22 protein-coding genes and 1 tRNA gene are annotated in these 22164 nt (G+C 72.6%); 12 read left to right on the top strand and 11 right to left on the bottom strand.

The genetic code is table 11. From position 1 onward, the window contains the following. Positions 1-4: 4 nt before the first annotated feature. From pknB to Q9S36_RS37380, 7 genes are read right to left on the bottom strand one after another with little or no spacing between them, the layout of a single operon-like run. A complete protein-coding gene (pknB, locus tag Q9S36_RS37410; protein WP_311289841.1) occupies positions 5-1795 on the bottom strand; it encodes a Stk1 family PASTA domain-containing Ser/Thr kinase in 1791 nt (596 codons plus the stop codon). After that, the gene (locus tag Q9S36_RS37405; protein ID WP_311289839.1) at positions 1792-3243 is read right to left on the bottom strand and encodes a serine/threonine-protein kinase; all 1452 of its coding nucleotides are present in this window, start codon (positions 3241-3243) and stop codon (positions 1792-1794) included. The genes pknB and Q9S36_RS37405 overlap by 4 nt, the downstream gene beginning before the upstream one ends. Next, positions 3240-4700, bottom strand: a complete 1461-nt coding sequence (locus Q9S36_RS37400) for a penicillin-binding protein 2 (RefSeq protein ID WP_311289838.1) — start codon at positions 4698-4700, stop codon at positions 3240-3242. The genes Q9S36_RS37405 and Q9S36_RS37400 overlap by 4 nt, the downstream gene beginning before the upstream one ends. After that, complete coding sequence (locus Q9S36_RS37395) at positions 4697-6103, bottom strand: FtsW/RodA/SpoVE family cell cycle protein (RefSeq protein WP_311289837.1); 1407 nt, start codon at positions 6101-6103, stop codon at positions 4697-4699. Before Q9S36_RS37395 ends, Q9S36_RS37400 begins: the two co-directional genes overlap by 4 nt. A gap of 19 nt (positions 6104-6122) precedes the next feature. After that, the gene (locus Q9S36_RS37390) at positions 6123-7370 is read right to left on the bottom strand and encodes a protein phosphatase 2C domain-containing protein (RefSeq protein WP_311289836.1); all 1248 of its coding nucleotides are present in this window, start codon (positions 7368-7370) and stop codon (positions 6123-6125) included. Next, positions 7367-7846, bottom strand: coding sequence for an FHA domain-containing protein (locus Q9S36_RS37385; protein ID WP_311289835.1), 480 nt, complete (start codon positions 7844-7846; stop codon positions 7367-7369). The genes Q9S36_RS37390 and Q9S36_RS37385 overlap by 4 nt, the downstream gene beginning before the upstream one ends. Beyond that, positions 7839-8555 (bottom strand): DUF3662 and FHA domain-containing protein, encoded by a 717-nt coding sequence (locus Q9S36_RS37380; RefSeq protein ID WP_311289834.1) that lies wholly within the window; start codon positions 8553-8555, stop codon positions 7839-7841. Before Q9S36_RS37380 ends, Q9S36_RS37385 begins: the two co-directional genes overlap by 8 nt. A gap of 175 nt (positions 8556-8730) precedes the next feature. On the opposite strand from Q9S36_RS37380, the gene Q9S36_RS37375 reads away from it, so the two are divergent. The 9 genes from Q9S36_RS37375 to Q9S36_RS37335 all read left to right on the top strand — a co-directional run bounded on the left by Q9S36_RS37375 (position 8731) and on the right by Q9S36_RS37335 (position 14589). Beyond that, positions 8731-8817: transfer RNA gene (locus Q9S36_RS37375), tRNA-Leu, on the top strand. 101 nt (positions 8818-8918) lie between these two features. Next, the gene (locus Q9S36_RS37370; RefSeq protein WP_311289833.1) at positions 8919-9227 is read left to right on the top strand and encodes a biopolymer transporter Tol; all 309 of its coding nucleotides are present in this window, start codon (positions 8919-8921) and stop codon (positions 9225-9227) included. Between the two features lie 142 nt (positions 9228-9369). Continuing rightward, on the top strand, positions 9370-10056 hold the full coding sequence (locus Q9S36_RS37365; protein ID WP_311289832.1) for a hypothetical protein: 687 nt from the start codon (positions 9370-9372) through the stop codon (positions 10054-10056). A 24-nt stretch (positions 10057-10080) separates the two neighbouring features. Continuing rightward, the gene (locus Q9S36_RS37360) at positions 10081-10914 is read left to right on the top strand and encodes a hypothetical protein (protein ID WP_311289831.1); all 834 of its coding nucleotides are present in this window, start codon (positions 10081-10083) and stop codon (positions 10912-10914) included. Next, a complete protein-coding gene (locus Q9S36_RS37355; protein ID WP_311289830.1) occupies positions 10911-11510 on the top strand; it encodes an RNA polymerase sigma factor in 600 nt (199 codons plus the stop codon). Before Q9S36_RS37360 ends, Q9S36_RS37355 begins: the two co-directional genes overlap by 4 nt. A gap of 48 nt (positions 11511-11558) precedes the next feature. After that, positions 11559-12587 (top strand): alpha/beta fold hydrolase, encoded by a 1029-nt coding sequence (locus tag Q9S36_RS37350; RefSeq protein WP_311289829.1) that lies wholly within the window; start codon positions 11559-11561, stop codon positions 12585-12587. Between the two features lie 129 nt (positions 12588-12716). After that, positions 12717-13082 carry a peroxiredoxin gene (locus Q9S36_RS37345; RefSeq protein ID WP_311289828.1) on the top strand — a complete coding sequence of 122 codons (366 nt, stop codon included), beginning with the start codon at positions 12717-12719 and terminating at the stop codon, positions 13080-13082. Positions 13083-13102: 20 nt separating this feature from the next. Then, the gene (locus Q9S36_RS37340; protein WP_311289826.1) at positions 13103-13579 is read left to right on the top strand and encodes a glutathione peroxidase; all 477 of its coding nucleotides are present in this window, start codon (positions 13103-13105) and stop codon (positions 13577-13579) included. Further along, positions 13579-14589, top strand: a complete 1011-nt coding sequence (locus tag Q9S36_RS37335; protein ID WP_311289825.1) for a hypothetical protein — start codon at positions 13579-13581, stop codon at positions 14587-14589. Before Q9S36_RS37340 ends, Q9S36_RS37335 begins: the two co-directional genes overlap by 1 nt. Positions 14590-14593: 4 nt before the next feature. On the opposite strand, the gene Q9S36_RS37330 is transcribed toward Q9S36_RS37335, so the two are convergent. Then, the gene (locus tag Q9S36_RS37330) at positions 14594-14875 is read right to left on the bottom strand and encodes a GNAT family N-acetyltransferase (RefSeq protein ID WP_311289824.1); all 282 of its coding nucleotides are present in this window, start codon (positions 14873-14875) and stop codon (positions 14594-14596) included. A 61-nt stretch (positions 14876-14936) separates the two neighbouring features. Between Q9S36_RS37330 and Q9S36_RS37325 the strand changes: the two genes are divergently transcribed. Beyond that, a complete protein-coding gene (locus Q9S36_RS37325) occupies positions 14937-16316 on the top strand; it encodes an NAD-dependent malic enzyme (protein WP_311289823.1) in 1380 nt (459 codons plus the stop codon). Between the two features lie 15 nt (positions 16317-16331). Here the strand turns inward: Q9S36_RS37325 and Q9S36_RS37320 are convergent, their stop codons facing one another. Next, positions 16332-18446, bottom strand: coding sequence for an MMPL family transporter (locus Q9S36_RS37320; RefSeq protein WP_311289822.1), 2115 nt, complete (start codon positions 18444-18446; stop codon positions 16332-16334). A 138-nt stretch (positions 18447-18584) separates the two neighbouring features. Here Q9S36_RS37320 and Q9S36_RS37315 point away from each other — a divergent pair, with 138 nt between their 5' ends. Then, the gene (locus Q9S36_RS37315; protein ID WP_311289821.1) at positions 18585-19088 is read left to right on the top strand and encodes a MarR family transcriptional regulator; all 504 of its coding nucleotides are present in this window, start codon (positions 18585-18587) and stop codon (positions 19086-19088) included. 18 nt (positions 19089-19106) lie between these two features. Here Q9S36_RS37315 and ppgK read toward each other — a convergent pair whose 3' ends face one another. Then, positions 19107-19862: a polyphosphate--glucose phosphotransferase gene (gene ppgK, locus Q9S36_RS37310; protein ID WP_311289820.1), complete on the bottom strand. Its 756-nt coding sequence runs from the start codon at positions 19860-19862 to the stop codon at positions 19107-19109. Positions 19863-20126: 264 nt separating this feature from the next. On the opposite strand from ppgK, the gene Q9S36_RS37305 reads away from it, so the two are divergent. Then, positions 20127-21602 (top strand): fatty acid desaturase, encoded by a 1476-nt coding sequence (locus tag Q9S36_RS37305; protein ID WP_311289819.1) that lies wholly within the window; start codon positions 20127-20129, stop codon positions 21600-21602. Positions 21603-21627: 25 nt separating this feature from the next. On the opposite strand, the gene Q9S36_RS37300 is transcribed toward Q9S36_RS37305, so the two are convergent. Beyond that, positions 21628-22164 (bottom strand): SelB C-terminal domain-containing protein (locus Q9S36_RS37300; RefSeq protein WP_311289818.1); only part of this gene is annotated, 537 nt, incomplete at its 5' end.

Below are 22164 nucleotides of genomic sequence, written 5' to 3'. Positions count from 1 at the left end.
GCGGTCAGCCCGTCGGCGGTGGCGTCGTCGGGCTCTCGGTCGGCGGCACCGGGGTCGTCGGCGTCTCCGTCGGGGTCGTCGGGGTCTCGGTCGGGGTCTCGGTCGGCGTCTCCGGCTCCTCGTATGCGGAGACGAAGATCGTCACGGTGCTGTTCTGGTCGGCCGTGCCGCCCACCGGGATCTGGTCGACCACCGTGCCCTTGGGCTCGGTCGACGTGGCGTCGACGCGGACGTCGGGCACGAAGCCGGCCTCGCGGATGGTGCGCTCGGCCTCGCCCTGCTTCAGGCCGCGCACGTCCGGCACCTTCTCGGGCCCGTCTGAGTAGAAGACCGTCACCGTCGTGCCCTCGGCCACGGACGTGCCCGCGGCGGGCTCGGTGCGCAGGACCTGGAACCGGTCCTCGTCGGAGTCCTCCTCGGTGAACCTGACCTTCAGCCCGGCCGCGACGAGCGTCTGCCGGGCGTCCTTGCGCAGGCTGCCCACGACGTAGGGCACCTCCACCTCGGGCTTGCCGGTGGAGAGGACGAAGCTGATCGAGTCGCCCGGGTCCCGGAACGTGTCGCGCGCCGGGTCCTGGCTGATCACCAGGTCGGCGGCCACGGTGTCGGACGGCTCCCGGCCGACCCGGCCCACGGAGAAGCCGGCGTCGACGATCGCAAGGCGTGCCTCGTCCTCGGTCATGCCGACGAGGTTCGGCACGGGGTCGCGCTCGGGGGCGTCGTCGAAGAGCACGTTGTTGAGCGCGTAGGCGCCGAGGGCGAGGAGCCCGACCACCAGGAGCCCGGCGAGGAACCACCAGCCGGCCCGGCTCCGCGACGGCTCGTCGCGCCGCGGCGGGGGCGAGCCGGCGGCGAGAGTCGCGGTGGACTCGCCCGGCGGCACCGGCGGGACGTACTGGGTCTCCTCCGGCGGCGGCACCACGGCGGGCGCCTGGATCGGGTGGCCGGCGAGGTAGCGCTCGATGTCGGCCCTCATGGCGGCGGCGCTCTGGTAGCGGTCCTCGACCCGCTTGGCGAGCGACTTCATCACGATGGCGTCGATCTCGGGGTCGAGCTGGTCGTCGAGGTCGGACGGCGGAGAGGCCGGCTCGCGGACGTGCTGGTAGGCGACGGCCACCGGACTGTCGCCGATGAAGGGCGGGCGACCGGTGAGGAGCTCGTAGAGCAGGCAGCCGGTGGAGTAGACGTCGGAGCGGGAGTCCACCGTCTCGCCCCGCGCCTGCTCGGGGGAGAGGTACTGGGCGGTGCCCACGACGGCCGCGGTCTGGGTCATCGTCGACGACGCGTCGGAGATCGCGCGGGCGATGCCGAAGTCCATCACCTTCACGTCACCGGACGGCGTGAGCATCACGTTGCCGGGCTTGATGTCGCGGTGGATGATCCCGGCGCGGTGGCTGTAGTCGAGGGCCGACAGCACGCCGGCGGTGATCTCCAGCGCGCGCTCGGGCAGGATCTTGCGGCCCTCGCGCAGGATGTCGCGCAGCGTGCGTCCCTCGACGCACTCCATGACGATGTAGGGCTGCGCGACGCCCGAGCCGTCGGTGGCCATCTCCTCGCCGGTGTCGTAGGTCGACACGATCGCCGGGTGGTTGAGCGAGGCCGACGACTGCGCCTCGCGCCGGAAGCGGGCCTGGAACGTCGCGTCGCTGGCGAGGTCGGTGCGCAGTCGCTTGACCGCGACGGTGCGGCCCAGCCGGAGGTCCCGACCCTTGCGGACCTCGGCCATGCCGCCTCGCCCCAGGAGCTCGCCGAGCTCGTAGCGGCCGCCGATCAGTGTCGGCTCGGACTGGCTCATCGGTCCTCGTCCTTCCGGTCGGGGGCGCTGGTGGGTGGGGCGGCGGCAGGCGACGCGCTGGGCGACGCGCTGGCACCCGGGCTGGTCGTCTCGGTCGGCGTCTGCGCCGGACTCTCGGTGGGAGTCTCCGTGGGCGTCTCCGTCGGGGTCTCCGTCGGGGTCTCCGTCGGGGTCTCCGTGGGTGTCTCCGTCGGCGTCTCGCTGGGCGTCTCGCTGGGCGTCTCGGTCGGGGTCTCCGTGGGGGTCTGCGTGGGCGTCCGGGTCGGGGACCGCGTCGGGCTCGGCGTCCGGGTGGTCTCGCTCTGCTCCGGGGTGGTCGGCGTCTCGTCGACCGGATCGTCGTCACCGCGGGAGCCGAGCCAGATCGCGAAGACCACCGCGGCGGCGACGGCGAGGAGGCCGATGATCGTCGGCCACGGGGTACGACGACGTGGTGCCGGATCGACCGGCACGGGCGGCGCGGCCGGCTGGACGGGCGCCGGGGAGACCGGTGCGGACGCGGGGGACGTGGCCATCACCTGGGTGTGCGCCTCGTCCGCGACCGCCGGCACGACGGCGGTCGCCGCGGCGACCCCGCCAGCGGCTGCTGCGGCCGCACCGCCGGCGGACGCCGGGTCACGCAGCGCGCGCGCGAACGTCGTACCGTCGGCGAAGCGGTCCTCGGGCGCCTTGGCGAGCGCGCGCTGCACGGCCTGGGCGAGGTCGGCGGGGACCGACGCCGGCAGGTCGGGCACCGGGTTGCGGAGGTGCGCGATCGCGGTGGCGACCGGGGTGTCGGCGAGGAACGGCTTGGTGCCGGCGAGGCACTCGAACGCGACCACGCCGAGGGAGTAGACGTCGGAGGCGGCGGTGGCGGCCTTGCCCTCCGCCTGCTCGGGCGAGATGTAGGCAGGGGTGCCGAGGACCGTGCCGGTCTCGGTGAGCGCCATCCCGTCCGCGGCGCGCGCGATGCCGAAGTCGGTGACCTTGACCTGCCGGTCGGGGGTGACGATGAGGTTGGCCGGCTTGACGTCGCGGTGCACGATCCCGGCCTCGTGGGCGGCGCCGAGGGCGTCGGCGGCCTGCGCGAGGAGGTCCTGGACCACGGCCGGGTCCATCGGCGCGCTCGGGCGCAGCAGCGCGGAGAGGGGCTGGCCCTCGACGAGCTCCATGACGAGGTAGGGCCGCGGCGTGTCGGAGCCGTCGTCGGAGCTGCTCTCCCCGAAGTCGAAGACCGCGGCGACGCCGGGGTGGTGGAGCGCGGCGGCGTGGCGGGCCTCGGTCTCGAAGCGGGCGCGGAACAGGGCGTCGTCGGCGTACTCGGGCTTGAGCACCTTCACCGCGACGGAGCGGTCGAGGACCGTGTCGCGGGCCGCCCAGACCTCGCCCATGCCGCCGGTCGCGATGCGGGACTCGAGGACGTAGCGCCCGGCGGCGTCGACGGGCCCTCCCGGCCCCAGCGCGGTCACGGGTTGATCACCGCCTCCATGATCGCCTTGGCGATCGGTCCGCCCAGCAGGCCGCCGGCGATCTCCTCGCGCGCGGTGTCGCTGGACTGCACCATCACGGCAACGGCGACCTGGGGGTCGTCTGCCGGGGCGAAGGAGACGAACCAGGCGTACGGCGGCCGGTCGGCGGTCGACTGGGCGGTGCCGGTCTTGCCGGCGACCTCGACGCCCGGGATCTGGGCGGGGGTGGCGGTGCCGGAGTCGACGGTCGCGACGAGCATCTTGGTGAGCTCCTCGGCCGTGGTGCTCGAGACCGCCTTGCTGATGCTCTGCGGGTCGGTGCGGTCGAGCACCGAGAGGTTGGGGGCGCGCACCTCGTCGACGACGTAGGGGCGCATCACGTCACCGTCGTTGGCGATCGCCGCCGCGACCATCGCCATCTGGAGCGGCGTCGCGGTGACGCTCGACTGCCCGATGCCCGACATCGCGGTCTGCGGGGCGTCCATGTCGCGCGGGTAGAGCGACTGCGCCTGGCCGCCGAGGTCCTCCAGGGAGGTGGAGTTGAAGCCGAACTTCTCCGCCTGCTCGGCCATCGCGTCGTTGCCGAGCTCGTTGGCCAGGCTGAGGAAGGTGACGTTGCAGGACACCTGCATCGCCTGGGTCATGGTGATCCGGCGCCCGCCGCAGTTGCCGCCGTCGTGGTTGCGGATCGTGGTCGAGGACTGCGGCAGCTTGAAGCCGTAGCCGCCGGGCACCATCGAGTCGGCGTCGTAGTTGCCGGACTCGATCGCGGCCGCAGCGGTGACCAGCTTGAAGGTGGACCCGGGCGGCAGGGTGGTGCCGATGGCCCGGTTGATCAGCGGCTGCCGCTCGTCGGCGTTGAGCTGCTTGCTGAGCTCGCCCACCGCCTCGAAGTCGTGCGAGGCCATGTTGTTGGGGTCGAACGTGGGAGTCGAGGTCATCGCCAGCACCCGGCCCGTCGACGGCTCGAGCGCGACGACGGCGCCCTGGGCGTCACCGGGGAGGTTCTCCAGGCCCTCCCAGGCGGCGTCCTGCGCGGCGGCGTTCACGGTGAGCTGGACGTTGCCGCCCTGGGGGTCGGTGTTGCTCAGCATGTCGACCAGCCGGGTGACGAACAGGCGCGAGTCGTCGCCGGAGAGGACGCTGTTCTGCGAGCGCTCGACGCCGGTCTGGCTGAAGAAGGCGAAGTAGCCCGTGATCGGGGCGTACTTGAAGGGCTGGGAGTAGGTGCGCTGGAACTTGTACTTGTCGTCGGAGGGGACGCTGCGCGCGATCGCCTCCTTGCCCACCAGGATCGCCCCGCGCTCGCGGGAGTAGGCCGCGGTGATGACGCGGCGGTTGCGCGGGTCCTGGGAGAGGTCGTCGGCGCGGACGTACATCAGGTAGGTCGCGTTGACCAGGAGCGCGAGGAAGAGCACCAGGCAGAAGACCGAGACGACGCGGATCGGCTTGTTCACCGCAGCTTCACCACCTGGGTCGTCTCGCTGTCGGCGGCCGACTCGTCCACGGGGTCGAGGCGGGGCGCCGGACGGCGGGCCTGGTCGGAGATGCGCAGGAGCAAGGCGATGACCACCCAGTTGGCGACGAGCGAGGAGCCGCCGTAGGAGAGGAACGGCGTGGTGAGACCGGTCAGCGGGATGAGCCCGGTGACGCCGCCGATGACGACGAACACCTGGAGCGCGAAGATCGCGCCGAGCCCGACCGCCATGAGCTTGCCGAAGCCGTCGCGGGAGATGAGCGCGATCCGCAGCGCGCGCTCCACGATGAGGCCGTAGCAGAGCACGATCGCCATCACCGCGGTCAGCCCGAGCTCCTCGCCCACGGTGCTGAGGATGAAGTCGGAGTAGGCGAAGGGCACCCGCTCGGGGAAGCCGTTGCCGAACCCGCGGCCGATCAGCCCGCCCCAGCCCATGCCGAACAGCGCCTCGACGAGCTGGCCGCTGCCGGGGGAGGCCTCGTAGTAGTCCATCGGGTGCAGCCAGAAGTTGAAGCGGTTCTGCACGTTGCCGACGAAGGTGTACGCCGCCAGCGCGCCGGCCGCGAACAGCAGGCCGCCGACGACCAGCCAACCGGGCCGCTCGGTGGCGACGTAGAGCATGACGAGGAAGAGGCCGAAGAACAGCAGCGACGAGCCGAGGTCGTTCTGCAGGACGAGGATCATCATCGAGACGCCGAACATCGCCAGGATCGGCCCGAGGTCGCGCCCGCGGGGGAGGTCGACGAACACGACGCGCCGCCCGGCGAGCGCGAGCGCGTCGCGGTGCAGGACGAGGTAGCCGGAGAAGGCGACGACGAGCAGCACCTTGGCGACCTCGCCGGGCTGGAAGCTGAAGCCGGCGACGTAGATCCAGATCTTGGCGCCGTTCTTGGCGCTGCCGATGACGGGCAGGAACGGCAGGACCAGCAGCACGATGCCGGCCAGGCCGGACGTGTAGGTCAGCCGCTGGAGCGAGCGGTGGTCGCGCAGCAGGAAGAGCGTGGCCACGAACAGCACCACGCCGAGCGTCATCCAGGTGAGCTGCTGGCGCGCGAAGGTGTGCTGCGAGAACCCGTTGGCCTCGTAGGTCAGGTCGAGCCGCCGGAGCACCGCCAGCCCGAGCCCGTTGAGCGCGGCCACCAGCGGCAGCAGCACCGGGTCGGCGTACGGGGCGACGATGCGGACCGTCACGTGGGCGGCCACGATCAGCGCCGTCAGCCACCCGCCGTAGCCGACCAGGTCGGTGGGGACCTCGCCCTCGACGCCGAGGCCGACCGCGGCGTAGGCGCCGATGCCGACCGCGAGGGCGAGCAGGAGCAGGAACAGCTCCGCGCCCCGGCGTCGCCGGTGCACGAAGCCCATGAGGGATCCGGTCTGACTCATGCTCGCCTGCTCGTCACCCTCAGTCGACGTCCTGGATCGCGGCGTAGTTGTCGACGGTCGAGCGCGCCTCGTCGAGGTCGTCGGCCTCGATGCCGTCGCGGACGGTCTCGGCCTCGATGTCGCTGAGCCGGTCGAGGTCCACGTCGGTCACCTCGTAGGGATGGGAGAGGGAGAGGCCGGGGAGGTCGGCGTTGATGCCGCGGAAGATCGCGACCTTGCCGTCGTGCTCGGCGACGTAGAACTGCTGCTGGCTCCAGGACCAGCCCGCGGCCAGGACGACCCACGCCAGGCCGGCGAGGACGACGACCAGGAGCAGCCGGCGCAGCCAGCGGTGGCGGCCGGGGTCGCGAGGGGCGTAGCGCGCGGCCTCGGGGTCGATCGGGTCGGCGGGGAAGGCGCCCTCGGGCACGTCGCCGGGCACGGGCGGGATCTCCCCGGTGTCGCCCGAGCGGTGGCCCCGGAAGAGGCCGCCGACGGCGCCGGCGAGCGGCATCCGGCGCGGCAGGTCGGCTGCGGCGCCGACGAGCAGCGGCACGAGCTCCTCGGGCGGCGCCTCCTCGGACACGTCGGCGACGATGCAGGTGACGTTGTCGGTGCTGCCGGCCTCGAGGCTGGCGCGCACCATCTCGACGGCGGCGAAGTCGGGGGTGCCGCTGGAGAGGATGTCGGCGATCCGCTCGGGGCTGAGGGTGCCGCAGGCGCCGTCGCTGCACACGAAGATGCGGTCGCCGACCTGCGCGGTGAGCTCGAAGAGGTCGGGCTCCTCGTGCCGGATGCCGTCGAGCGCCTTGAGGATGAGGTTGCGGTGCGGGTGGGTCCGCGACTGCTCCTCGGTGATGCGGCCCTCGTCGATGAGCGACTGGACGAAGGTGTGGTCGTGGGTGAGCTGGCTCAGCTCGCCCTCGCGGTAGAGGTAGGCGCGGCTGTCGCCGATGTGGCCGAGCCCGAAGCGCGTGCCGTCGAAGAGCGCGACGGTGGCGGTGGTCGACGTCCCGTTGAGGGCGGGGTCCTCCTCGACCAGCTCGGCGATGCGGTCGTCGGCGCGGTGGATGGCGCCGGCGACCTGGCCGAGGATGTCCTCGTCGGGGCGCTGGTCGAGCTTGCGCAGCGCCTGCACGGCCGTGCTCGACGCGAGGTCACCGCGGACGGCGCCGCCCACGCCGTCGCACACCGTCAGCAGCCAGGGGCCGGCGTAGCCGCTGTCCTGGTTCTCCCGGCGCACCCGCCCCACGTCGGAGATCGCGGAGTAGTGGAGGTAGAGGGTCACTTCCTCAGCTCCAGGATCGTCTTGCCGACCCGCACCTGCACGCCGAGCCCGATGGTGGTGGGCTGGGTGATGCGGACCGGGCCGACGTAGGTGCCGTTCGTCGAGCCCAGGTCCTCGACGAACCACTCGTCGCCGCTGGCCGCGACACGGGCGTGGCGGGTGGAGACGTAGTCGTCGTCGAGCTTGATGGCGGCGTCGCTGCCGCGGCCGATGAGCAGCGGTGCGTCGGCGAGCTCGGCGCGGATGCCGGAGTTCTCGCCCTCGACCACGAGCAGGTGGGTCGGCGCGCCGCGCCGCGGCTTGCGGGGCTTGCCGCCGGACTTGCGGGCGGTCGGCGCGGGTGCGCCGCCCCGCGCGGTCTCGGGGACCCGGGCGCCGAACATGTCGGAGCGGATCACCGAGATGGCCGACAGCACGAAGATCCAGAGGATGGCCAGGAACGCCACCCGGATCAAGAACAGGGTCAGTTCAGACATTCCAGCCCCCGGCCTCGTCGCGACCGCCGTCGATGCGCACGGTCATCTCGGTGTGGCCGATCCGGATCATCGAGCCGTCGTGGAGCCGGGCGCGGGAGACCTTGGTGCCGTCGACCATGATCCCGTTGGTCGAGCCCAGGTCGACGGCCTCGACGCCGTCGATGGAGACCTCGAGCTCGAGGTGGCGACGGCTCACGCCCGGGTCGTTGATGCGCAGGTCGGCCTCGGTGCCGCGGCCGATGACCAGGCCCGGGGGGCGCAACGGGTGGCGGGTGCCGTTGACCTCGAGCGTGGCGTGCGAGGAGCGGGTGCGGGTGCGCTGGTCGTTGTCGGTGACGCTGGCCTGCGCCTTGCTGCGGATGCGGAAGCGGCCCGTGGTCAGGTCGTCGGCGGACTCGAAGGCCACCGAGATCGGGCCGGTGAAGACGTAGCCCTGGGCGTCGGCGTGGTCCTGCAGCTGGTCGACGAGGTCCTGCTCGAGGGCGCGGCCGAGGCCGACGATGCGGTCGAGGTCGGTCGGGGACAGCTCGACGTGGAAGTCGTTGGGAACCAGCCGGCGCTGGCGGCTGAGGACCTGGGCGTTGTTGTCGCACTCGCGCTGGAGCGCCGCCGCGATCTCGACCGGCTGCACGGCGCTGCGGAAGGCGCGGGCGAAGGCGCCGGAGATGAGCTGCTCGAGCCGCTGCTCGAAGCGCTGCAGGGCGTTCACACGGGCCTCCTCTCCTCGCGTTGGTGGACGCATCGTTGTGGTGGGCAGGCACGAACGACCGCCCGGCCGGTGCCAGCGAGCGTACCGGCCGGGCGCACCAGCGCCACGCTGGCGCCCCGGGCAGCAGCCGATTGGGAGGCCGCGCGAGGCGTGGGGTAGCCTGAGCCCGCTTCAAGCGCGAGTGGCGGAATAGGCAGACGCGCACGGTTCAGGTCCGTGTGTCCGAAAGGACGTGGGGGTTCAACTCCCCCCTCGCGCACCACACCACGAAGGCCCCGGACGTCGTCCGGGGCCTTCGTCGTTCCCCGGGCGCGGTCGGCACCGCACCACCTCGGGTGCACAGCGACCCGTCAGACTCGGGGCATGGCACAGCGCACTGACTCCTCGTCGGAGGACGAGAGGTGGCTGGTCGTCGACGGCCGGCGGTGGCGGCGTACGGACCCGGCCATCCCCGCGGACGCGCTCGCCCGCCTGAAGTCCCACCTCGGACGCGGCCGCTCGGGCGTGCGGACGGCGGGGTCCGAGGCGGAGCTGGCGGCCACCCGGCACCGGACCCGGCTGGCGAAGGTCGGCCTCGGCGAACGGGGCACGCCGTGGTGGGAGCAGACCGACTCGCAGCGGCGGGAGCGCTGGGAGTCGGCGTTGGGCGAGCTCGACGCGCTCGACGACTGATCCCCCTCGGTCCGGCCCGCGCGAAGAAAAAGTCTCGGGGGCGTGTAACGCCCGGCGGTCCTCACGACAGGTACGTGGTGAGAGGGGCCGCGCTCCCCGGCGCGCGCCCGCCCCCACCTCCGACCAATCCGAGGAGCATCTCGTGAAGCACCTGCGACTCCTGTCCACCGCAGCGCTCGTCTCCGCCGTCGCCCTGACGACCGCGGGCGCACCCGCCCAGGCCCAGGGTGAGGGCGAAGGCGGCCGTGGCCACCACGGCGGCAAGCACGGCCACGGCGGGCACGGTCACGGGGGACACGGCCCCTGGCAGGTGCGGGCCGGCTGGATCACCCTCACCGAGGAGGCAACCGCGATCCTCGACACCGCTTCCGTCGAGGTCGAGGGCAGCGACGGCGCACGGGTGGACCGCAACCGAGACGAGCTGATCGTCATCAAGCTCGGCGGGGGCCGTCGCCACCACGACGACCACGACTCCGACGACCGGCTGCGCGGCACGCGCGGCTCTGACCGCTCCGCCGCGACCATCGACTTCACCTCCCTCGCCGGTACGACGAGCTGGACGGGCTTCGCGTTCGACAAGGCCGAGCGCGTCATCACCGCCGACGTCGACGGCGCCGAGGACGTGCCGGTCCTGACGCTGGTGAAGATCCGTCCCGACGCCGACACGTCTGGACACGGGGACGAGCGTCGGGGAGGCTCGCGCGGGTGGGGCTCGAGTGAGCTCCAGCTGACCGAGGAGTCCTCCGACGCCCTGGACGCCGTGGTCGGGACCGACGCCTTCGCCGCCGGTGACGCCTTCGCCACGATCGGTGGCGGCGGCCGCCGCTGACCGGACGGACACAGGAGCTTCCGCATGAGCAGCAAGGAGCACGGAGAGTCGGGGCTGCGCCTCGACCCGCCGGTGCTGGTCCCTGACCGGGCCTTCCTCATGCGGTTGAGCGAGGAGTCGGCCCGGCCCACCCCCCGGGGTTGGGCCGACTCCTCTGTGCTGGCGTGGTTCGGGCCCTGGCGTCCGACGCTCGCCGCGGCCGCCGCCGCCCTCGTGGTGGCGGGCAGCGCCGTCGTCGCGGCATCACTGACCGGCAGCGCGCCCGAGCCCACCCGACCCGCACCCGCGACGGCGCCGAGCACCCCCCTCCAGGCACCCGACGAGACGGAGGGCGGGACGGAGCCCGGGACAGACGGCCCGGGCGCTGGGGGCGACCTGTCCACCACGCCGGGCGGGGACCGCGCGGACGAGGAGAGAACGCGCGGGGAGCGCACCGGCAAGCGGCCACGTGGCGGCGACCGGGACGAGGGCCGCGACAAGGACCGCGAGAAGAGCCGGGACAAGGACCGGGACAAGGACCGGGACAAGGACCGGGACAAGGACCGGGACAAGGACCGGGACAAGGACCGGGACAAGGACCGGGACAAGGACCGGGACAAGGACCGGGACGAGGCGGAGCACGAGGTCCGGGGCCCCGACCGCCAGGGCGGGAAGGGTCACCCCGATCCGGCCCGCGACCCGAACGGCAACGCGAACAGCAACCCCCACAGCAACCAGGCCGGTACCAAGGGCGGTGGCCAGGGCGGCGATCGCGCCGGCGAACGACCCGGCAAGCGTTCGGGCGAGCGCGGCCCCGACCGCGGCGGGGGCCGACACCGCGGCTCGTCCGCAGGGAGTGGGGGACACAGCCCTCCGTGACCGACGACCCGACCGTCACGTCCGCCAAGGCGGGCGACCCCGACGCCTGGCATGCGCTCTACGTGGCGCATGCCGGTCGTCTGCTGCTCTGGCTGCGCGCCCGGCAGCCGGTCGACAGCGCGGTGACGGCCGACGACGTCGCGTCCGAGACCTGGTTGGTCGCGGCCCGCAGGGTGCACCAGTTCCACGGGACGAGCGAGGAGTTCGCCGGATGGTTGTTCGGCATCGGGCGCAAGGTGGCCGCGAACCAGCTCCGACGCGGGGCCCTGCGGGCGACCGCCTCCCTGGAGGGCCGCGAGGACGCCGGGCCCGGTGACGTCCCGGTGGACCCGCAGGACGCCGTCAGCGGCCTGGACTGGGTCCGGAGCGAGCTCGGGCGGCTGCCGCGCCGCGAGCGCGACGTACTGGCGTGCACGGAGGTCATCGGCCTCGACGTCGCCGCCACCGCCCAGGCGCTCGGCATGACCAGCGTGGCGGTGCGGGTGAGCCGGCACCGTGCGCTCAAGCGCCTCCGGTCGCGGCTCGACCCGCCGACGGAGCCCGAACCACCACCCTCAGCGGTCCCCTCAGCCCGCTACATCCCCGGCCCGTCCTGACCGATTCGAGGGAGGCGGTGGGACGCGTCGCGCGAGTAGCCTGACGAGGTGGACCAGGAGGTGCGCTTCTGCCGCACGGACGACGGCGTACGCCTCGCCTGGGCGCGCCACGGCTCCGGGCCGCCGCTCCTGATCGTCTCCTGCTGGCTCAGCCACCTCCAGCACGACTGGCACAGCCCGGTCTGGCGGCACTTCCTCGACGACCTCGGTGACCTGGCCACGGTCGTGCGGTACGACGAGCGCGGCTTCGGGCTGTCCGACCGGGAGGTGGCCGACTTCGGCCTCGAGCGGCGCCTGGCCGACCTCGAGACGCTGGTCGACGCGACGGGCCTGGACCGCTTCTCGGTGATGGGCATGTCAGGAGGCGCTCCGGTGGCGCTGGCCTACGCCCACGCCCATCCCGACCGGGTGGAGCGGCTCGTGCTCTACGGCGGCATGGCCGCGGGCGGCGCGGACGACGACCCGGAGGCCGAGACCGCCTTCCTGGCGATGATCCGGGCGGGCTGGCAGCGTCCGGACAGCACCTTCCGGCGGGTCTTCACCACCGCGTTCATCCCCGGCGCGACCGAGCAGCAGATGGAGTGGATGGACGAGCTGCAGCGCACGTCCACCGACACCGACAACGCCGTGCGGAGCCGGATCGCGCGGCACCGGACCGACGTCCGCGCCCTGCTGCCCGGCATCTCCGTCCCGACGCTCGTGCTGCACGCCGCCGGCGACCGCGTCGCGCCGGCGTGGGGGCAGCGGCTCGCCGGCGACATCCCCGACGCCCGGCTGGTGATGCTGGACTCGCGCAACCACGTCCTGCTGGCCGACGAGCCGGCGTGGCAGGTGTTCCGCGACGAGGTCGCGGCCTTCCTCGCCGACGGCCGCCCCACACCCTCCCTCGCGGGGCTGTCCGAGCGCGAGCGGGAGATCCTGCAGCTCGCCGCGGAGGGCCTCGACAACGCCGGCATCGCGGACCGGCTGACCCTCAGCGTGCGCACGGTCGAGCGCCACCTGCAGAACGTCTACCTCAAGCTCGGGCTGTCGGGCCGCAACGCCCGCACCGCGGCCGTCGCCCGCGTGCTGGCCTGATCGCCGCCGCGACGTACGCGTACGCGTCCGCCGCCATGCGTCCGCCCGCGGTTGCGCGTCGGCGCGGAAGCCCCGGCCCCTGCGCCGGTGCGACCTTCGGAGCACACCATCGACCGAAGGAGCACCACCATGTCGAACAAGGCAGTCATCAGCCTCACCACCGGACTCGAGGACCCCGAGAAGGTCACCGTCGCGTTCCTCGTCGCCGTCGGCGCCGCGCAGCAGGGCCGGCCCACCTTGATGTTCCTCACCAAGGAGGCGGTCCGCCTGGTCCAGCCGGGCACCGCGGTCGGCACCGCCTGCGAGGGCTGCCCCTCGCTGCCCGACCTGCTCGCCCGCTACGAGGCGGCGGGCGGCACGTACCTCGTCTGCCCGATCTGCTTCAACGCCAAGGCGCTGGACCCCGAGAACCTGCTGCCCAACGCCCAGATGGGCGGGACCGTGCCGATGTGGCAGTGGATCGGCGACGAGGGCGCGACGACCTTCTCCTACTGAGCGCTGGCAGACTCGGAGGCATGACCTCTCTCTCCGACTTCTCGGCGGCCGCGATCGACGGCACGGACACCGACCTGTCCCAGTACGACGGCAAGGTCGTGCTGGTCGTGAACACCGCCTCGCAGTGCGGCTTCACCGGCCAGTACAAGGGCCTCCAGCAGCTCCACGACACCTACGCGGACCAGGGCCTCGTCGTGCTCGGGTTCCCCTGCGACCAGTTCGGCAACCAGGAGCCTGGCGACGAGGCGGAGATCGCGGAGTTCTGCGAGCGCAACTTCGGCGTGACGTTCCCGCTGTTCTCCAAGGTCGACGTCAACGGCAAGGACGCGCACCCGCTGTTCGAGTGGCTCAAGGACTCCAAGGGCGGCCTGCTCGGCGACAAGATCAAGTGGAACTTCACCAAGTTCCTCGTCGGCCGCGACGGCCAGGTCATCGACCGCTACGCGCCGACCACCGAGCCGGAGAAGCTGGCCGGCGACATCGAGAAGGCGCTCTGATGAGAGCCGGCGTCCTCGTCGCGGCGGCCCTCGCCGCGGTGGCGGCGTCGGCCACACCGGTCGGTGCGAGTGGTCTCGAGGCCCGGGCCGCTCGCACCTCGACCGACGACAGGGCGGCCGCCACGGTCGTGGGCAGCGGCACCCCCGCGTCCTGCACGTCGCGGGCCGTCGTGCGGGCGGTCGCCCGGGGCGGCCTGATCACCTTCGACTGCGGTCCCGGCCCGGTGACCATCGCGATGGAGCAGACCGCCAAGGTCGTCAACACGTCCGCATCGGTCGTCCTCGACGGCGGCGGCACCGTCACCCTCAGCGGCCAGGGGCAGCGGCGCATCCTCTACATGAACACCTGCGACCGGGCGCAGGTCTGGACGACGTCGCACTGCAACGACCAGGCCGAGCCCAGGCTGGTCGTGAAGCGGATGCGCTTCGTCGGTGGCAGCTCGGTCGGCGAGGCGACCGACGGAGGTGGCGGTGGCGCGATCTTCGTCCGCGGCGGCCGGCTGAAGCTCCTCGACTCCGAGTTCGCCGGCAACCGGTGCGAGCGCACCGGGCCCGACCTCGGGGGTGCGGCCGTGCGGGTCCTCGACCAGCACCGCGACCGACCGGTCGTGGTGAAGCGCTCGACCTTCACCGGCGGGCGCTGCAGCAACGGGTCGGCGCTGAGCAGCATCGGCGTCTCGTGGCGGGTCGTCGACTCGACCTTCACCGCCAACCGGGCCGTCGGCCGCGGCGCCAACCCGTCGCGGCCCGGGACCCCCGGCGGCGGCTCGGGCGGCGCGATCTACATGGACGGCGACGACATCCACCTCGTCGTGGAGGACTCCACGATCACCGGCAACCGGGCCCGCGAGGGCGGCGGCGCGATCTTCTTCGTGCCCAACGACCGCAGCGGCACCCTGACCATCCGGGGCTCGCGGCTGGAGGACAACCCGAGCGACGGCTTCGAGACGATCCCGGGGATCTTCTTCCTCGGCGCCCGCCGGACGATCACCGACAGCGTCGTGCGGTGAGGGATCAGTGCCGGACGAGGTCGGCGTACTCCGGGTGCTTCTCGATGTACGACGCGACGTAGGGGCACGACGGCACCACGGACAGCCCCCGCGAGCGGGCGTCGTCGAGCGCCGAGCGGGCGAGCGTGCCCGCGTGGCCCTGGCCGGAGTACGCCTCGTCGACCTCGGTGTGGACCATCGTGATCACGTCGCCGTGCAGGCGGTAGTCGATGAATCCGATGACCTCCTCACCTGACGTCAGCTCGTAGCGGCTGCGCTCGGGTGCGTCGGCGAACTTTATGTCCATATCGCAAACCTAGCCGGAGATGACTTGCTGGTAACCCCGGCGGCGGGGGAGGGTCGTGGACATGGCAGCAACCGCGTCGTCGTACTCGATCACCATGCGGTTGTACACCGCTCCCGACCACGGCGTCGTCGGTGCCGTCGCGACCGCGATCGCCTCGCAGGGCGGCGTGGTCACCGCCATCGACGTGACCGAGTCGCGCCACGACCGCCTCGTCGTCGACGTCACCTGCTCGGCCGCGGACGCCGAGCACTCGCAGGACCTGGTCTCCGCGGTCGACACCGTCGACGGCGTCACGGTGCACAAGGTCAGCGACCGCACGTTCCTGCTCCACCTCGGCGGCAAGATCTCGGTGGAGTCCAAGGTGCCGCTGCGCACCCGTGACGACCTCTCGATGGCCTACACGCCGGGTGTCGGCCGGGTCTCGATGGCGATCCACGACAACCCCGACGACGTCCGCAAGCTCACCATCAAGGGCAACTCGGTCGCCGTGGTCACCGACGGGTCGGCCGTCCTCGGCCTCGGGAACATCGGACCGGGCGCCGCGATGCCGGTGATGGAGGGCAAGGCGGCGCTCTTCAAGCGGTTCGCCGACATCGACGCGTGGCCGATCTGCCTCGCCAGCCAGGACACCGACGAGATCGTCCGGGCGGTCGAGATGATCGCGCCCGGCTTCGGCGGCATCAACCTCGAAGACATCGCCGCCCCGCGCTGCTTCGAGATCGAGCGACGGCTGCGCGAGTCCCTGGACATCCCGGTCTTCCACGACGACCAGCACGGCACCGCGATCGTGGTGCTCGCCGCCCTCACCAACGCGATGCGCTGCGTCGACAAGCAGCTCACCGACGTCCGCATCGTGGTGTCCGGCGCCGGTGCGGCCGGTACGGCGATCGTGACGCTGCTGCTCGCCGCCGGTGCCCAGGACGTCGTGGTCGTCGACCGCGAGGGGGCCCTGTCGGCCGACGACGGCAGCCTGTCCAGCGCCCACGCCGAGCTCGCCGCCGCGACGAACCCGCGCCGCGCGACCGGCTCGCTCCAGGAGGTGCTGGTCGGCGCCGACGTGTTCATCGGCGTCTCGGCGCCCGGCATCCTCGACCCGCAGTGGATCCCGACGATGGCCGAGAAGCCCGTCGTCTTCGCGCTCGCCAACCCCGACCCCGAGGTCGACCCCGCCGAGGCCGGCAAGCACGCCGCGGTCGTGGCGTCCGGGCGATCGGACTACCCCAACCAGATCAACAACGTGCTCGCCTTCCCCGGCGTCTTCCGCGGCCTCCTCGACGCCGGCGCCGCGCACGTGACGACCGACATGCTGCTGCGCGCCGCACAGGCCATCGCCGACACCGTCAGCGAGGAGGAGCTGCACGCCGCCTTCATCATCCCCAGCGTGTTCCACCCCGACGTGACCAAGCGGGTCGCCTCCGCCATCAGCGGCCGCGAGGGGTAGCGCTCCCCGCGGTGCTCAGCCCGTGACCTTCCGCGGCCACCAGAACTTCTCGCCGAGGGTGATCGCGAGCGCCGGGACCAGGACGGTGCGCACGACGAGGGTGTCGAGCAGCACGCCGACGAAGATGATCGCCCCGAGCTGGGCGAGCACCACCAGCGGCAGCACGCCGAGGACCGCGAAGACCGCGGCGAGCAGGATGCCCGCACTCGTGATCACGCCGCCGGTCGCGGTGAGCGCGCGCAGCATGCCGGTCCGGGTGCCGTGCTCGCGGGCCTCCTCGCGGGCCCGGGTGACGAGGAAGATGTTGTAGTCGACGCCGAGCGCCACCAGGAAGAGGAACGCCAGCAGCGGGACGCCGGTGTCCATGGCGGCGAAGTCGAAGACGCTGCGGAACAGCCACCACGACGCGCCCATGCTGGCGGCGTACGTCGCGACGACGGTGGCGACCAGCAGCAGCGGGGCGACGACCGAGCGCAGCAGCACGACGAGGGCGCCGAGGACGAGCAGCAGGATGATCGGCAGGATCAGCATCCGGTCCTTGGCGGCGTACTCCTGGGCGTCGACCGCCTCGGCGTCACCACCGCCCACGTGGGTGTCGTCGAAGCCGGCGACGGCGTCACGCACGTCGCCGACCAGGGCGCGGGCCTCGTCGCTGCCCGGGCTGGCGTCGGGGACGGCGTCGATCTGGGAGATGCCGTCGGCGCTGGTCGTGACGCGTGCCGAGGTGACGCCCTCGACGTCCTCGACCGCGGCGAGCACCTGCTCGGCGTCGGCGCGGGTGACGACCTGCACCGGGTCGCTGGTGCCGGCAGGGAAGGACTCGCCGAGGCGTTCCGCCGCCGCGATCGCCTCCGGGCGCTCGAGGAACTGGTCGGCCGGCCGGAGCCCGGTGCTGATCGACAGCGTGCCGGTGGCCAGGACGGCGAGCGCGACGACGGTGCCGACGACGAAGGTGCGCGGTCGGCGCGCGACGGCCGCGCCGACGCGGTGCCAGAGCGAGTTGGACTCGACCAGCACGGTGTCGCCGACGTGGGGGACGCGCGGCCAGAAGACCCACCGGCCGAAGACCACCAGCGCGGCGGGCAGCACGACCAGGGCGAAGGTCGCCGCGATGACGACACCGACGGCGCAGGCGACGCCGAGGCCGCGGGTGGTCGGGATGGTGGACAGCACGAGCGTCAGCAGGCCCAGCACCACGGTGGTCGCGCTCGAGACGACGGCCTCGAAGGTGCGGGAGAGCGCGTGCGCCATGGCCTCGAAGCGGGACTCGGTGGTCTTGAGCTCGTCGCGGTAGCGCGAGATCAGCAGCAGCGCGTAGTCGGTGCCCGCGCCGAAGACGAGCACGCTGAGGATGCCGACGGTCGACTCGTCCCAGGCGATGCCGGCCACCTCGAGGACGTTCGTCGCGACGATCGCGGAGAGCCGGTCGGCGATGCCGACGACCGTCAGCGGGACCAGCCAGAGCACGGGGCTGCGGTAGGTGATGATGAGCAGCAGCGCGACGACGGCCGCGGTCGCACCGAGCAGGCGGATGTCGGCTCCGTCGAAGACCTGGCCGATGTCGGCCTGGATGCCGGCCGGACCGGTGACCGCGACGCTCACGCCGTCGGGGGCGTCGGCGCGCAGGGTGTCGCGCAGCTCCTCGACCTTGTCGATGTTGTCGGTCGCCGAGGACGAGGTGACCGGTACGGCGACGAACGCGGCCGTGCCGTCCTCGGCCACCACGACCGGGGACTGCTGCTCGCCGCCGGGGTCGCCCGAACCCGCGCCGCCGCTGCCTCCCGAGCCTCCGGCGCCGGGAGGCGCCTCACCGGAACCGGCCTCGGAGAGCAGGCCGACCGCCTGCTGGGTCAGGTCGCGCTGCACGCTCGCGGAGAGCTCGCCGCTGTCGGCGGTCCACAGCACGATGGCGACCTGCCCCTCGTCCTCGGGGAGCTCGTCGAGCAGCTCGGCAGCCGCCGTGCTGTCCGCGCCCACGGGCGAGGTGTCGGTGCTGCTGGCCTCGCGGTCACCCTCCGGGACCAGGGCGAGGACCGCCAGGGCGAGGAGGATCGGGACGAGCGCGACCAGCCAGGCCGTACGACGTCCCGCGATGAACCGGGCGGGGGCGGGGGTGCGGTGGGGGGACACGGAGGCTCCTCGGCTAATTGCTAGTCCCGATGGTTGCTAAGCAGATTACTTATCAAGTTAGCGGTATGATGGTGACGAGGCAAGACGGGCGTCGCAGCGGGCGGGCCCGGGAGAGGGGCATCACGTGCGAGGTGGGTCATGACCGACCAGCCGCAGGCACCCGCGGCTCCGGCGTGGGTCGAGCGCGGCGCGGAACGGCGGCAGCCGCCCACGCTGCTGGCGCTGCGCGACCTCGTCGCCGCCGGGAGCCGGGTCAACCACGTCGTGTCCCGGCGCTCGGGCCTCACGGAGACCGAGCTCGTCACGCTCGAGCACCTCAGCCGTGAGCAGATCGGACCTGCGGAGGTCGCCCGACGGCTGGAGGTCTCGACCGCCGCCGCGACGGGCATCGTGGACCGCCTGGTCTCTCGCGGCCACGTCGAGCGTCGCCCGCACGAGCTGGACCGCCGGCGCACCGAGCTGCACATCACCGACTCCGGGCGGGGCGAGATCATCGGCCACCTGATGCCGATGTTCGCCGCCCTCGACCGGCACGACGCCTCCTTCACCGAGGAGGAGAAGGCGGTCGTCGAGCGCTACCTCCGCGGCGCGACGGCCGCGTTCGAGCAGGTCAGCGGTCCCGTGCCGCGCTCCACGGACTGACCCGCGGGGCGGCCCGGCTCAGTCCTCCTGGCCGGCCTTGCGGTGTGCGACCAGCGCGGCTCCGACGATGCCGGCGCGGTTCTGCAGGGTCGCCGGGACCATCTCGGTCTCGACCTGGATCAGGTGGCCGAACTTGTCCCACGACTTGCTGACCCCGCCCCCGATGACGAACAGGTCCGGGGTGAACAGGCGCTCGAGGTGGCGGAAGTACGTCGTCAGCCGCTCGGACCACGCCTCCCAGCTGAGCCCCTCGCGCTCGCGGGCGCTCGTGGCGGCCCGCACCTCGGCCACCTCGCCGTCGATCTCGAGGTGACCCATCTCGGAGTTGGGCACGAGCTGGCCGTCGAAGATCATCGCCGACCCGATGCCGGTGCCCAGGGTGATGACCATGACGAGGCCCTTGCGGCCCTTCGCGGCGCCGTACTCCGCCTCGGCGAGGCCGGCCGCGTCGGCGTCGTTGACGACGTGCACCTCGCGACCGAGCGCCTCGGTGAAGATCGCGTCGGCGTCCTCGCCGATCCAGGACTTGTCGATGTTGGCGGCCGACAGCACGACGCCGCGGCGGACGATGCCGGGCACGGTGACGCCGACCGGTCGCGAGGAGGCCGCGAAGCTGTCGACGATCTGCTGGAAGACCCCGGCCACCGCCTGCGGGGTGGCGGGTCGGGGCGTGTCGATCCGGACGCGGTCGTGCGCGAAGTCGCCCCGCTCGAGGTCGACCGGCGCGCCCTTGATGCCGGTGCCGCCGAAGTCGATGCCGAAGGGATGCTCCATGGCGCACAACCTATCGCCCGCCCGGGTCGGGTGTGACGCGGGCAACAGCAGGCATGAGACGTCCGGGCGGCAGCACGGACGGCCTGCCGAGGTTCAGTGATCCCCGGCGGACCGGGGATCACTGAACTTGTCAGGCCGTGCACGGGCCGACAAGTTCAGCGTTCCCCGGCTGACCGGGGATTCCGAAGTTGACATGTTCGACGCTCTTGTCAAACAAGTTTACAGATTCTATGGTCATGTAAACCCGATGGCAGGAGGTCCCCGATGGCCGGCTACCCGACCCGACTCGCCCCCAGCGGCACGGTGCCCGAGGGCACGACCGCGCTCTGGCGCGACAGCAAGCGGTACCTCTGGCTGATCGGCCTGGTGGTGCCGAGCCTGGCGTTCGTCGCCTTCGGCGGCTACGTCGCCACCGGGTGGTCGGTCTGGTTCTGGGTCGGCCCGATCGTGATCCTCGGGATCGTGCCGGCGATCGACCTGGTCGCCGGGCTCGACCGCTCCAACCCGCCGGACGACGTGATCGAGGCGCTGGAGGCCGACCGGTACTACCGGTGGATCACCTACCTCTTCCTGCCGATCCAGTACGCCGGGTTCCTGGCCGCGATGGCGGTCGTCGGCGGATGGGACGCCTTCGGCGTGCTGGCCGACCAGCCGCTCTCCACGCTCGACAAGCTGGGCCTGGCGATCTCCATCGGCTGCATCGGGGGCATCGGGATCAACACCGCCCACGAGCTCGGCCACAAGAAGGAGGCCAACGAGCGCTGGCTGTCCAAGATCGCGCTGGCACAGGTGTTCTACGGCCACTTCTACATCGAGCACAACCGCGGCCACCACGTCCGGGTCGCGACCCCGGAGGACCCCGCGAGCGCCCGGCTCGGTGAGAACTTCTACCAGTTCTGGCCGCGCACGGTCGGCGGCTCCCTGAGGTCCGCCTGGCGCCTGGAGAAGCGCCGTCTGGCGCGCCGCAAGCAGAGCCCGTGGCGCCTGGACAACGACGTGCTCAACGCCTGGCTGATGTCGGTGGTGCTCTGGGTCGCCGTCGTCGCCGCGTTCGGAGTCGAGGTGCTGCCGTACCTCGTGGTCCAGGCGGTCGTCGGCTTCTCGCTCCTCGAGGTCGTCAACTTCATGGAGCACTACGGGATGCTGCGCCAGAAGGTCGGCGAGGGCGAGCGCCAGCGCTACGAGCGGGTGCTGCCCAGCCACAGCTGGAACTCCAACAACATCGCGACCAACGTGCTGCTCTACCACCTGCAGCGCCACAGCGACCACCACGCGAACCCGACGCGGCGCTACCAGACGCTGCGCGACTTCGAGGAGAGCCCGGTGCTCCCGACCGGGTACGCCGGGATGATCGTGCTCGCGATCGTGCCGGCCGTGTGGCGACGGGTGATGGACCAGCGCGTGGTCGACCACTTCGGCGGCGACGTGTCCCTGGCCAACATCAGCCCGCGCAAGCGGGAGGCGTACCTGGAGAGGTACGCCGGCGGCGGCGCAGGTTTCGAGGCTCGCTCCGCTCGCACCTCAACCAGCGAAGAGGCCGACACGACCACCACGGAGGTGCTGGCCGCCCGGTGCCCCGGCTGCGAGTACGTCTACGAGGTGGCCGCGGGCGACGAGCACGAGGGCTTCGCCGCCGGCACGGCGTGGGCCGACATCCCCGACGACTGGTGCTGCCCCGACTGCGGGGTGCGGGAGAAGGTCGACTTCGTCCCGGTCGCGCCCGAGCGCTCGGTGGCGTAGGAGCGAGCGACCTCAGCCCACGACCTCAGCCCACGACCTCGCGCCGGTTGTCCGGCAGCCGCCGGGTGCGGCCGGCGCGGTCGAGGTGGTCGAGCAGGGGCAGGACCACCCGACGGCTGGTGGACAGGCGCTCACGCGCCGCGCTCGTCGTGAAGGGCTGCTCGAGGTCGCGCAGCAGGTCGACGGCGGCCTCCACGGCGTCCGGCGCCAGCACGATGCCGGGGCCCACCCGCCGCAGCAAACCGCTCCGCTCGGCGGCCCCCAGCGCGCGCTCGTCCAGCCCGAGCTCGCGCAGCCGGTCGGCGGTCGGGGCGGCGTACGGCGTCGTGGCGAGGTCGGCGAGCACGGCCTCGACGGAGCGGCGTACGCCGTCGGGCAGGCCGGCGGCTTCCGCGCCCAGCACCCGGCCGTCGACCACCCGGAGCGGCGGGCGGACCAGGTCGCGGACCAGCTCGGGTGCCGGCAGGCGCAGCCGCGCGGCCAGGACCGGGAGCGGCACGGCGGGGTCGAGCGGGTGGTTGCGCGCGTGCTCGGCCACCAGGTCCGGGAGCCGCTCGGCGAG

Source organism: Microbacterium sp. ARD31 (assembly GCF_031844425.1).
The sequence above is the reverse complement of the archived record's forward strand: the minus strand, read 5'-3'. Positions and strand labels throughout refer to the sequence as shown.

Coding starts and splice junctions, on each gene's coding strand:
- pknB (WP_311289841.1), bottom strand. CDS start 1,795: ATGAGCCAGTCCGAGCCGACACTGATCGGCGGCCGCTACGAGCTCGGC.
- Q9S36_RS37325 (WP_311289823.1), top strand. CDS start 14,937: ATGGCAGCAACCGCGTCGTCGTACTCGATCACCATGCGGTTGTACACC.
- Q9S36_RS37370 (WP_311289833.1), top strand. CDS start 8,919: ATGGCACAGCGCACTGACTCCTCGTCGGAGGACGAGAGGTGGCTGGTC.
- Q9S36_RS37335 (WP_311289825.1), top strand. CDS start 13,579: ATGAGAGCCGGCGTCCTCGTCGCGGCGGCCCTCGCCGCGGTGGCGGCG.
- ppgK (WP_311289820.1), bottom strand. CDS start 19,862: ATGGAGCATCCCTTCGGCATCGACTTCGGCGGCACCGGCATCAAGGGC.
- Q9S36_RS37315 (WP_311289821.1), top strand. CDS start 18,585: ATGACCGACCAGCCGCAGGCACCCGCGGCTCCGGCGTGGGTCGAGCGC.
- Q9S36_RS37395 (WP_311289837.1), bottom strand. CDS start 6,103: ATGAGTCAGACCGGATCCCTCATGGGCTTCGTGCACCGGCGACGCCGG.
- Q9S36_RS37385 (WP_311289835.1), bottom strand. CDS start 7,846: ATGTCTGAACTGACCCTGTTCTTGATCCGGGTGGCGTTCCTGGCCATC.
- Q9S36_RS37330 (WP_311289824.1), bottom strand. CDS start 14,875: ATGGACATAAAGTTCGCCGACGCACCCGAGCGCAGCCGCTACGAGCTG.
- Q9S36_RS37305 (WP_311289819.1), top strand. CDS start 20,127: ATGGCCGGCTACCCGACCCGACTCGCCCCCAGCGGCACGGTGCCCGAG.
- Q9S36_RS37360 (WP_311289831.1), top strand. CDS start 10,081: ATGAGCAGCAAGGAGCACGGAGAGTCGGGGCTGCGCCTCGACCCGCCG.
- Q9S36_RS37345 (WP_311289828.1), top strand. CDS start 12,717: ATGTCGAACAAGGCAGTCATCAGCCTCACCACCGGACTCGAGGACCCC.
- Q9S36_RS37340 (WP_311289826.1), top strand. CDS start 13,103: ATGACCTCTCTCTCCGACTTCTCGGCGGCCGCGATCGACGGCACGGAC.